The sequence below is a fragment of the Brevundimonas sp. CURTG3B2_SDJG genome, from assembly GCF_057364705.1.
Genome location: NZ_JBNFOJ010000123.1, coordinates 1 through 8,496, shown reverse-complemented (window position 1 = coordinate 8,496; position 8,496 = coordinate 1). Strand labels below are relative to the sequence as shown.

The following is an 8,496-nucleotide window of genomic DNA, read 5'->3' as shown; positions in this document are numbered from 1 at the left end:
GATGAGAAGGCCGGCGACGCCGCCCAGGCCGGCGCGGCGGCCGCGTCGGAAGAGCTGAAAAAGTAATCGATCCCTCGCCCAGGCCCGCGCCGGAACATCGCCTTCCGCGGGGCGTTCGGGCGGCATGAGCGACACCTTGGCCACAGCTTCCGATCCGGCGGACACCTCACCCGACGCCACCGCCGCGGCTCCCGCGCTGACTTCGCATGTTGCCCTCGATCGGGTGATCATGCTGGTCAATCCGCTCTCCGGCGGCGTCGGGGCGGGCGCGGTCCAGGAGGCCGAGACGATCCTGTCCGGCTACGCCTGCGAGGCCACGGTGGTGGCGTTGGAGGGCGGGCGGTTCGACGAACAGATCCAGACGGCCCTGGACGCCCGGCCGGATGTGCTGTTCGTCCTGGCCGGCGACGGCACGGCGGGCACGATCGCCTCCCGGGCGGGGCCGGACGGCCCGCTGATCGCCCCCTTGCCGGGCGGCACCATGAACATGCTGCCCAAGGCCCTGTACGGCACGGGCGACTGGAAGGCCGCGCTGAAGGTCGCCCTTGAGGAGGGGGCCCCGCAATGCGTCGCCGGCGGCGAGGTGACGGACGGGGAGATCGCCCAGTCCTTCTACTGCGCCGCCATCCTGGGCTCCCCGGCCTTGTGGGCGCCGGCGCGCGAGGCGATGCGCACGGGCAAGCTCAAGCTGGCGTTCATGTACGCGCGCCGGGCTTTGCGCCGGGCGTTCAGCGGCCGGTTGCGCTTCGCCCTGGACAGCCGGCCCGAACGGCGCGCCGAAGCCCTGGTCCTGATCAGTCCGATGATCTCCAAGGCCATGGAGGAGAACACCGGGCTGGAAGCCGCGGCGATGAACCCGGCCGACGCCATGCAGGCCTTCCGATTGGCGGCTCATGCGGTTCTCGACGATTGGCGCCAGGACCCCGCAGTCACCACACGCGCCACCCGTCGAGTGGCCGTGCGCGCGCGCTCGCGGATTCCGGCGGTGATCGACGGGGAGCCCACGCTTCTGCGCCACCAGGCCGAGGTCCGCTTCCTGCCGCGCGCCTTCAGGGCCCTGGCGCCCATTCCCGCCGCGGCCGAGGACGCGGTCTAGTGGGGAGAATCCTTCAGTTCTCCGACGTGCACTTCGGTCGTGAACACCGGCGGGCCTGCGAGGCGGCGCTGGCCTATGCCCACGACGACCCGCCCGACCTGGTCCTGATCACCGGCGACATCACCCAGCAAGGTCTTCCGGACGAGTTCGCCGCGGCGGGCGAGTGGATCCGCCGCATGCCCGAGCCGACCTTCGTCATCGTGGGTAACCATGATGTCCCCTACTGGAGCCTCACGGCGCGGCTGTTCCATCCCTGGCGGGCCTTCGAAAGGGCCGTCGGCCACCCCCGCCCACGACCACCAGTTCCTGAGCCCGGGCCTGATGGTTCGGGGCGTGGTCACGGCTCGCGGATGGCAGGCGCGGGCCAACTGGTCAAAGGGCGTCATCGACCTGGATCAGACCCGCAAGGCGGCCGCGGCTCTTCGCCAGGCTCCCGTCGGCGCCCTGCGCGTCCTGGCCTGCCATCATCCGCTGGTCGAGATGATCGGCACGCCGATGACGGGCGACGTGAAGCGCGGCGACGAGGCCGCCCTGATCTTCGCCGAGGCGGGCGTCGATCTGATCGCCACCGGCCATGTGCATGTCCCCTTCGCGCTGCCGATCCAATTGGGGGACCGCTGCTCCTATGCTGTGGGGTGCGGAACCCTGTCGCACAGGGAGCGCGGGGCGCCGCCCAGCTTCAACCGCATCGAGTGGGACGCGCACGAGATCGTGGTCACCGCCATCGCCTGGACCGGTGAGGCCTTCGAGACCAACCAGAGCTGGCGTCTGCCCCGCCGGCAGGACACGCGCAAGCCCGCCACCGCGCCCGATCCGCTGGAGCCCGGAGAACGCGAGCGCGCCGCGGTCTGAGATGGCTCGACGAACGAAAAGGCCGCGATCGGGATCGCGGCCTCTCGGTTGGTCTTCAGGCGAAGGGGGTCAGATTCGTCGCCCTCGCCCGGTGACGAAGTGGACGACGAGCAGGATCAGGAAGACCACGAACAGGACGTAGGCGATGTTCATGGACAGGCCCGCGACGCCGCCCGCGCCGAGAGCGCCGGCGACCAGGGCGAGCACCAGGAAGATCAGAGCCCAGCGAAGCATGGAGGTTTCTCCCGGGATGTTTCAGTTGCAGGGCGGCAGGAGCGCCGCACTCGCCTCTTCAACGTTCTCGGGAAGGACGGCGTTCCGCCCTAGCGTCGGCCTCGACCGTGCGTCTTTTCGGTGAAGGCCGCCGCGACCATCGTCGCAAGCGCTGGATTTCTCAAGAAAATCCAACCTCCGGCCAAGGCCGCGACCGTGCCCAGGATCGGGCGCTCGCGGAACAGGGCGAACGCCCGCTGACCCAGACCCAGCGGCTCGTCGTCCTCGTATTCGTCCTCGTCCTCCTCGCGGCGCAGGAAGACCAGCGCGACGACCAGGGCCACGACCGCGAAGAGCAGCATGGTGATCGCCGCGGCGGCCAGCGCCGGAAGCACCAGGCACAGGGCGTAGAAGATCGCCACCCCCAGGAACACCATGGCGACCAGGGCCGCGCCCGCCGCGGCGGCGGCCGCGACGGCCTTCTTGACCAGGCCCCTCGCCAGCCCCCCGCCGAACATCAGCGGCGACGGCCGGCGAGCAGCAGGCCCAGGACCACGCCCACGCCGAGCGCGATGGCGGTCGACTGGATCGGACGCTCCTGCACGCGTTCGGTCAGGTAGCGCTGAGCCTCGTCGAAGCGCTCCTGCGCCTCGTCGTAGTACTCCCGGCCCCGGACGCGGGCGTCTTCGTAGTAGCCGCGCGCGCGCTCGCGCAGGACCTCGCCGCGTTCCCGCAGCAGGGCCTCGGTCTCGGCCGCCTTGGCCCGAAGCCGCGCTTCCGCCACCGACGCCTTTTCACGCAGGTTCGCCTTCTCCTCGGCGCCCAGCGTCTTCAGGTCGTCCTTCAGGGTGTTGAGATCGTTCTTAACAGCGCCGGGCCGCCTTGGTCGTCGCCATGATGCGCGCTCCGTTCGTCAAGCTTGACGGTTAGATAGAGAACCCTGAGGCGGAACGCCACTCTCCCGTCACGGTTCCCGCATCGCACCATCCCGGACCGCTGGCGAAGCGTCGCAGGGCGGCCTAGACAATCCCCATGACCGAATGGCTGTTCCCGCCCGCGCCAACCCCCTCTCTGCCCATCCAGGGATCCGCCGGACGCTTCCCCGTACGGCGCATCCTGTGCGTCGGCCAGAACTACGCCGGCCACGCCCGGGAGATGGGTCATGCGCGCGCCGAGCCGTTCTTCTTCTCCAAGCCGGCCGACGCCCTGGTCGTCGATGGAGCGGACCCCCGCTTCCCGTCGGCCACCGCCAACCTGCACCACGAGGTCGAGCTGGTCTGCGCCGTCGGTCCGGATGGCGAGATCGCCGGCTGGGCGGTCGGCTGCGACCTGACCCGGCGCGACCTGCAGGCCGCCGCCAAGCAGGCTGGACGACCCTGGGACGCCGCCAAGGGTTTCGACCAGTCCGCGCCCTGCGGCGCGATCACCCTCGGCGCCCTGCCCGATCCGGCCGGCGCCATCGTCCTGGCCGTCAACGGCGAGACCCGCCAGTCCGGACGGCTGGACGACATGGTCTGGAGCCCGCACGAGATCCTGGGCAAGGCCCGCGAGCTCTGGGACGTCCGCCCCGGCGACCTGATCTTCACCGGCACGCCCGAGGGCGTCGGCCCGCTCCAGCCTGGCGATCGGGTCGAGGCGTCCATCGCCGGACTGTCCCCCCTCGCCTTCACCATGGCTCCGCGATGATCCTGCACGGCTACTGGCGCTCGGGCGCCGCCTACCGCACCCGCATCGCGCTGGAGCTCAAGGGCCTGGCCTATCGTCAACGCGCCGTCGACCTGCGCCACGGCGACCAGAAGTCGGACAGCTATCTGGCGCTCAATCCGCAGGGGCTGGTCCCCGCCCTCGAGGTCGGCGGCGCGGTCCTGATTCAGAGCCCGGCCATACTGGAATGGCTGGAAGACGCGCATCCGGCGCCGCCCCTTCTGCCCTCGGACCCGATCGACCGCGCCCACGTCCGAGGCATGGCGGCCATGATCGGCTGCGACATCCATCCGCTGAACAACCTGCGCGTCGGCAAGGCCCTGCGCGAAACCTTCGGCGCCGACCAGGCCGCCGTCGACGCCTGGGCCGCGCGCTGGATCCTTCCCGGCTTCGAGGCGCTGGAAGCCCTGGTCGCGCGCCATGGCGACGGCTGGTGCTTCGGCGCCGAGCCCACCCTCGCCGACTGTTATCTGATCCCGCAGATCTATTCGGCGGGGCGCTTCAACGTTCCGCTCGACGCCTTCCCGCGCCTGCGGGCGGTCGACGACGCGGCGAAGACCCACCCGGCCTTCATCGCCGCCCATCCCAGCGAACAGCCCGACGCGGACTAATGGCGGAGTCTATGCCCAGCGCCATTGTCACGGTTGGCAATTGGCGGTTATGCCAAAAGCATGGCTTTAACTTATCACCCGAACTTCGGGGCGGTTCTCGTCTGCGACTACACGACCGGGTTTAAGGCACCAGAAATGGTGAAGCGTCGGCCCGTGGTTGTGATCACACCCCGGCTTAGAAAACGAACCAATTTGTGCACGGTTGTTCCGTTGAGCTTGACTCAACCCGAATCGGTCGAGTCGTATCACTACGAGTTAGAGCTTCCAATAAACTTACCGAAACCTTGGAACTCAAAGAAGTGTTGGGTCAAAGCAGATATGTTTTCAACGGTATGCTTTGACCGTCTCGACCCAATACGGCTTGGCAGGGATAAGAATGGGAATCGTCTTTACTACAACAGTCTGGTTCCAGCTAAGGATATGAAGACGATTCAGTCGGCCGTTCTTTCCGCGCTAAATCTAAACCACTTGACAATTCACCTATAATTCGCTTATGTTGTGGGCGCTCCCGCTCTGCGAAGGCATCGGGCTTGAGACTGGCTCCCCTGTGGAGGCAGCAGGCTCTCAGACGGCGATGACAAGCCATTGAGAGCTTCGTCTTTCAGGCGCGGTTCGGAAACGAACCGCGCCTTTGTCATAGGCGGCGAAGTCATCCTAGGAACCGGTCCACCGCCGCCATGAACCGCGCCGGTCGGTCGATCATCACCATGTGCTCGGCGCCCTCGATGCGCTCGTACGTCGCCGGGCGGCGCAGCCGGGCGTAGGCGCCGCGAAACAGGCTGTCGGTGCGGCTGCGCGGCGAGTTCTGGTCCGCGCTCCAGCCATAGACCACCGTCACCGGCGCGGTGATCGCCGGCAGGCGAGGGCGCAGGTCGATCGTCATCACCTCGTACAGCGACTGCGCCAGCACGCGGCGATCCCCGCCCTGCCAGCCCATGGCGCCGAACAGGGCGTCGGTGGCGCCGCCCAGCTCCATGCCCATCTGGCGCCCCTGGGCCCGCAGCGCCTCGTCGCCCAGGAACTGGATCGCCTGATAGGCCACCTGGGCGATCGGCTCCACGTCGCGCGCGGTCGCCTGGGGGCTGATCAGGGCGGCGAAGAAGGGCGAGGAATCCACCGTCATCAGCCGGCTCACCCGCTGCGGCGCGTCGGCGGCGACGCGCAGGCCCAGCTGGCCGCCCATCGAGTGGCCGATGATCGCGGGGCGATCCAGGCGTTGCTCGGAGATGTAGCGGACGATCTCGCGCGCCACCGACCCCATCACCGCCCCCTCGCCGTTGGCCTGGGCGGCCAGTTCGCCGAAACCGCGCACGGACATCAGGTGCAGCCGATACCGGCCGGCCAGCCGATCGGCCGTGCCCTTCCAGACCGCCGCGGTCGAGGCCAGGCCGGGGATCAGGATCAGGTCGGGGCCGTCGCCGCGGGCCTCCACCGCGATCCGGCGCGAACTGAAGGCCGATTGCGCCCAGACCGGCGCGCCGGCCGAAGCCGCCGCCGTCAGAGCGCCTGCGAAAAACTGTCGTCTATGCACCACGCCGCCTTCGATTCCGTCCGCCCGATCCTGGTTCGGGATTGCGGCGTCAGAATGAAGGAGGATGCGCCGGGCGTCAGCCCTGGGCGCCGGCCTGGGCGGGACGCAGGCCGGCCGTCATCGTCGGCTGTTGCAGGCGCCGTTCGCCGCCGGCGGCCGGATGATCCGGTCGATGCGGGCCTTCTCGGCGCGGAACGCCGCCAGGTCCGCGCCCGCCAGGACGGTGCCTTCCTGGGTGCGCACGCCGGCCGGATTGATCCGCTGGCCGCCGCGCCAGATCTCATAGTGCAGGTGGGGTCCGGTCGAGGCGCCGGTCGAGCCGACATAGGCGACCACCTGGCCCTGGCTCACGCGCTGGCCCGCGCGGATGCCCGAGGCGTAGCGCGAGAGGTGGCCGTAGCCGCTTTCCAGGCCGTTCGGATGACGGATGCGCAGCCAGTTGCCGTAGCCGCCCCAGCGGCGGGCCTCGACGACCACCCCGTCGGCGGGGGCGACGACCGGCGTGCCCATGCCCGCGGCGAAATCGATGCCCTGGTGCATCTTGCGATAGCCGGCGATCGGATGACGGCGGAAGCCGAACGACGACGAGACGCGGAAGCCGCGTTCCAGCGGCGTGCGCATGAAGGCCGAGCGCGTGTTCTTGCCAGTGGAGTCGAAATACTGGGCTTCGCGGGCGCCGGCCGGCTTGAAGCGGTAGAAGACCACCCCTTTCAGCTCGGCGTACAGCAGTTCGCCCGAACCGATGGTGCGGCCATTCTCGGTGACCGTACGGTCGAAGACGTAGGTGAACTCGTCATTGGCCCGGATGTCCCGGTCCATGTCGAACTTGTGCGAGAACAGGCGGCCGGCGACGCGGGCGATGCCGGCGGGCGCGCCCTCGCGGCGCACCGTGCGGGACAGGGAGCCCTCGACCTTGCCGGTCAGGACCACCGTTTCGTGCGTGACCTTTTCTTCCAGTGCGCGCAGGCGCAGGGCGCCGTCGAAGCTGCGCGACACGGTCAGCTGGGTGGCCGGGCCCGTGCGCATCGTCAGGCCGATCAGACGGGCGTCGCCCCGACCGCCGCGCGGCTTGGCGATCGCGGTCTCGAACCGCTGGCCGGCGCGCATCGACGACACGTCCATCGCGTTCGACAGGGTCGCGGCGACGGCGGAGGCCTCTTCGGCGGCGATGCCGGTGCGGCGCACGGCCTGCTCGAACGTCTCGCCCTTGCGGATCTGGACAGGAATGGCTTCGGGGATGGTCAGGCCGGCGGGCATGCCGGCGGCGGTGAAGGCCTGGGCCTCCAGCGCGGCGATCTGGGCCTCGGTGAGCGGCGGAACCTCTTCCGCCTTGGCGGGCTGGTAAACGCGTCCGGCAAGCAGCGCCACCGACACCGCGGCCACCGCCGTAAGGGCGTGCGGCGCGATACGCATCGGTTGGCGACGTGGATCGAACTGAGCCATCGGTCCCCGACAAACGACGACGCCGGCCGGCGCCAAAGCCACTAAAAGCAAGGATCGCGCCGGACCGCCCCCCTATGGAACCGTTCGACGCGAGACAGGCCCTATAGCCGGTCCGCCCCATGATGGGAAGACAGTTCGTTACAGAGCGTTAACCGGGGCCGTAACCACGGGTAAAGCTTCCGTGAGGCGTTAGATGATCGAGAGTCTTCGGCGAAGTATTGATCATGTCTTCCACCACTGTTGGCCCGCGCCTGTCCCGTCCGCTCGCGACTGACTCTCATTGCACTCAAAGTGGCCTCAAGGTCACTCATCTGTGGCCGGACCGCCACGCACGTATTGCTTATATGCGCGCCGGTTTTGCTCATCGCCCTTTCCCTGCCCCGGTTGCTGCCGATATGGACCGGGCATGACCGACGCGGCGGCTTCCTCCTCCGTCCCTCCCAAGCGCCGCCCCGGCGGTCGCCGTCGCGCGCTGATGGTCGTCGGCGTCGCGCTGGCGGTGCTGCTGGTCCTCGCCGCCCTGCTTTGGCTGAACCGCCGGGCCGCCGCGCGCGAGGTGCTGATCGGGTGGCTGGAGCGCGAGGGCGTCCAGGCCGACATGGACATAGACCGGATCGAACTGGACGGTCTCACCGCCCGCATCCGCATCGGCGACCCGGCCCGGCCCGACGTCACCGTCGAGCGGGTCGAGGTCGACTACGCCGTCGGCGCGCCGTGGTCGAGGCGGGGTCTGGGTGTGACCCCGAGCCGGATCCGGTTGATCCGCCCGGTCGTCCGCGCCGCCTTGCGCGACGGCGAGCTGTCCTTCGGCTCCCTGGATCCGCTGATCGAGAATTCCCCGGCCGGCCGCCGCGGCCCGACAGCCGCAGCCCCGTGGTGATCGTCGAGCGCGCCCGTGTCCGGGTCGACACCGACTACGGCCCCGTCAACCTGCTCGGCGACGCCCGGCTGGACGACGGCAAGCTGATGCGGCTGTCCGCCCGGATGCCGGCCGCCGCCCTGCGAAGCGGCGACCTCCACGCCCCGGGGGCTGGCGGCGACGATCG

The 8,496-nt window shown here is 69.4% G+C and carries 11 protein-coding genes and 1 pseudogene; 7 read left to right on the top strand and 5 right to left on the bottom strand.

Annotated features, from left to right (window positions below):
* The first annotated feature begins 124 nt into the window (after nt 1–124).
* The 3 genes and pseudogenes from AC2W7C_RS09900 to AC2W7C_RS09890 all read left to right on the top strand — a co-directional run bounded on the left by AC2W7C_RS09900 (nt 125) and on the right by AC2W7C_RS09890 (nt 1,948).
* The gene (locus tag AC2W7C_RS09900; protein WP_486001289.1) at nt 125–1,096 is read left to right on the top strand and encodes a diacylglycerol/lipid kinase family protein; all 972 of its coding nucleotides are present in this window, start codon (nt 125–127) and stop codon (nt 1,094–1,096) included.
* Nucleotides 1,096–1,302 (top strand): annotated as a pseudogene (locus AC2W7C_RS09895) (metallophosphoesterase family protein); the annotation flags it as partial. The gene AC2W7C_RS09900 and the pseudogene AC2W7C_RS09895, both read left to right, overlap by 1 nt.
* A gap of 115 nt (nt 1,303–1,417) precedes the next feature.
* Nucleotides 1,418–1,948, top strand: a complete 531-nt coding sequence (locus AC2W7C_RS09890; RefSeq protein ID WP_486001290.1) for a metallophosphoesterase family protein — start codon at nt 1,418–1,420, stop codon at nt 1,946–1,948.
* A 69-nt stretch (nt 1,949–2,017) separates the two neighbouring features.
* Here AC2W7C_RS09890 and AC2W7C_RS09885 read toward each other — a convergent pair whose 3' ends face one another.
* The 3 genes from AC2W7C_RS09885 to AC2W7C_RS09875 all read right to left on the bottom strand — a co-directional run bounded on the left by AC2W7C_RS09885 (nt 2,018) and on the right by AC2W7C_RS09875 (nt 2,945).
* Nucleotides 2,018–2,182, bottom strand: coding sequence for a DUF1328 family protein (locus AC2W7C_RS09885; protein ID WP_092307023.1), 165 nt, complete (start codon nt 2,180–2,182; stop codon nt 2,018–2,020).
* A gap of 89 nt (nt 2,183–2,271) precedes the next feature.
* The gene (locus AC2W7C_RS09880; protein ID WP_486001288.1) at nt 2,272–2,679 is read right to left on the bottom strand and encodes a hypothetical protein; all 408 of its coding nucleotides are present in this window, start codon (nt 2,677–2,679) and stop codon (nt 2,272–2,274) included.
* The gene (locus tag AC2W7C_RS09875; RefSeq protein ID WP_486001287.1) at nt 2,679–2,945 is read right to left on the bottom strand and encodes a glycine zipper domain-containing protein; all 267 of its coding nucleotides are present in this window, start codon (nt 2,943–2,945) and stop codon (nt 2,679–2,681) included. Before AC2W7C_RS09875 ends, AC2W7C_RS09880 begins: the two co-directional genes overlap by 1 nt.
* Nucleotides 2,946–3,193: 248 nt before the next feature.
* On the opposite strand from AC2W7C_RS09875, the gene AC2W7C_RS09870 reads away from it, so the two are divergent.
* Genes AC2W7C_RS09870 through AC2W7C_RS09860 form a run of 3 tightly spaced genes read left to right on the top strand, consistent with a single transcriptional unit; the run spans nt 3,194 to nt 4,962 of the window.
* Nucleotides 3,194–3,847, top strand: a complete 654-nt coding sequence (locus AC2W7C_RS09870) for a fumarylacetoacetate hydrolase family protein (protein WP_486001286.1) — start codon at nt 3,194–3,196, stop codon at nt 3,845–3,847.
* Nucleotides 3,844–4,476 carry a maleylacetoacetate isomerase gene (gene maiA / locus AC2W7C_RS09865; protein WP_486001285.1) on the top strand — a complete coding sequence of 211 codons (633 nt, stop codon included), beginning with the start codon at nt 3,844–3,846 and terminating at the stop codon, nt 4,474–4,476. Before AC2W7C_RS09870 ends, maiA begins: the two co-directional genes overlap by 4 nt.
* A gap of 60 nt (nt 4,477–4,536) precedes the next feature.
* Nucleotides 4,537–4,962, top strand: a complete 426-nt coding sequence (locus AC2W7C_RS09860) for a type II toxin-antitoxin system PemK/MazF family toxin (RefSeq protein WP_486001284.1) — start codon at nt 4,537–4,539, stop codon at nt 4,960–4,962.
* Between the two features lie 163 nt (nt 4,963–5,125).
* Here AC2W7C_RS09860 and AC2W7C_RS09855 read toward each other — a convergent pair whose 3' ends face one another.
* Both AC2W7C_RS09855 and AC2W7C_RS09850 read right to left on the bottom strand, forming a co-directional pair.
* Entirely contained in the window at nt 5,126–6,010 is an 885-nt protein-coding gene (locus AC2W7C_RS09855; protein WP_486001283.1) for an alpha/beta fold hydrolase, read from the bottom strand.
* 114 nt (nt 6,011–6,124) lie between these two features.
* Nucleotides 6,125–7,420 (bottom strand): peptidoglycan DD-metalloendopeptidase family protein, encoded by a 1,296-nt coding sequence (locus AC2W7C_RS09850; RefSeq protein WP_486001282.1) that lies wholly within the window; start codon nt 7,418–7,420, stop codon nt 6,125–6,127.
* Nucleotides 7,421–7,856: 436 nt separating this feature from the next.
* Between AC2W7C_RS09850 and AC2W7C_RS09845 the strand changes: the two genes are divergently transcribed.
* A complete protein-coding gene (locus AC2W7C_RS09845) occupies nt 7,857–8,330 on the top strand; it encodes an intermembrane phospholipid transport protein YdbH family protein (protein ID WP_486001281.1) in 474 nt (157 codons plus the stop codon).
* The last annotated feature ends 166 nt before the right edge of the window (nt 8,331–8,496 follow it).

Bases quoted from the DNA above. Each gene is read 5' to 3' on its own strand.
- AC2W7C_RS09900 (WP_486001289.1), top strand. From the start codon at position 125: ATGAGCGACACCTTGGCCACAGCTTCCGATCCGGCGGACACCTCACCC.
- AC2W7C_RS09890 (WP_486001290.1), top strand. From the start codon at position 1,418: ATGGTTCGGGGCGTGGTCACGGCTCGCGGATGGCAGGCGCGGGCCAAC.
- AC2W7C_RS09885 (WP_092307023.1), bottom strand. From the start codon at position 2,182: ATGCTTCGCTGGGCTCTGATCTTCCTGGTGCTCGCCCTGGTCGCCGGC.
- AC2W7C_RS09880 (WP_486001288.1), bottom strand. From the start codon at position 2,679: ATGTTCGGCGGGGGGCTGGCGAGGGGCCTGGTCAAGAAGGCCGTCGCG.
- AC2W7C_RS09870 (WP_486001286.1), top strand. From the start codon at position 3,194: ATGACCGAATGGCTGTTCCCGCCCGCGCCAACCCCCTCTCTGCCCATC.
- maiA (WP_486001285.1), top strand. From the start codon at position 3,844: ATGATCCTGCACGGCTACTGGCGCTCGGGCGCCGCCTACCGCACCCGC.
- AC2W7C_RS09860 (WP_486001284.1), top strand. From the start codon at position 4,537: ATGGCTTTAACTTATCACCCGAACTTCGGGGCGGTTCTCGTCTGCGAC.
- AC2W7C_RS09850 (WP_486001282.1), bottom strand. From the start codon at position 7,420: ATGCGTATCGCGCCGCACGCCCTTACGGCGGTGGCCGCGGTGTCGGTG.
- AC2W7C_RS09845 (WP_486001281.1), top strand. From the start codon at position 7,857: ATGACCGACGCGGCGGCTTCCTCCTCCGTCCCTCCCAAGCGCCGCCCC.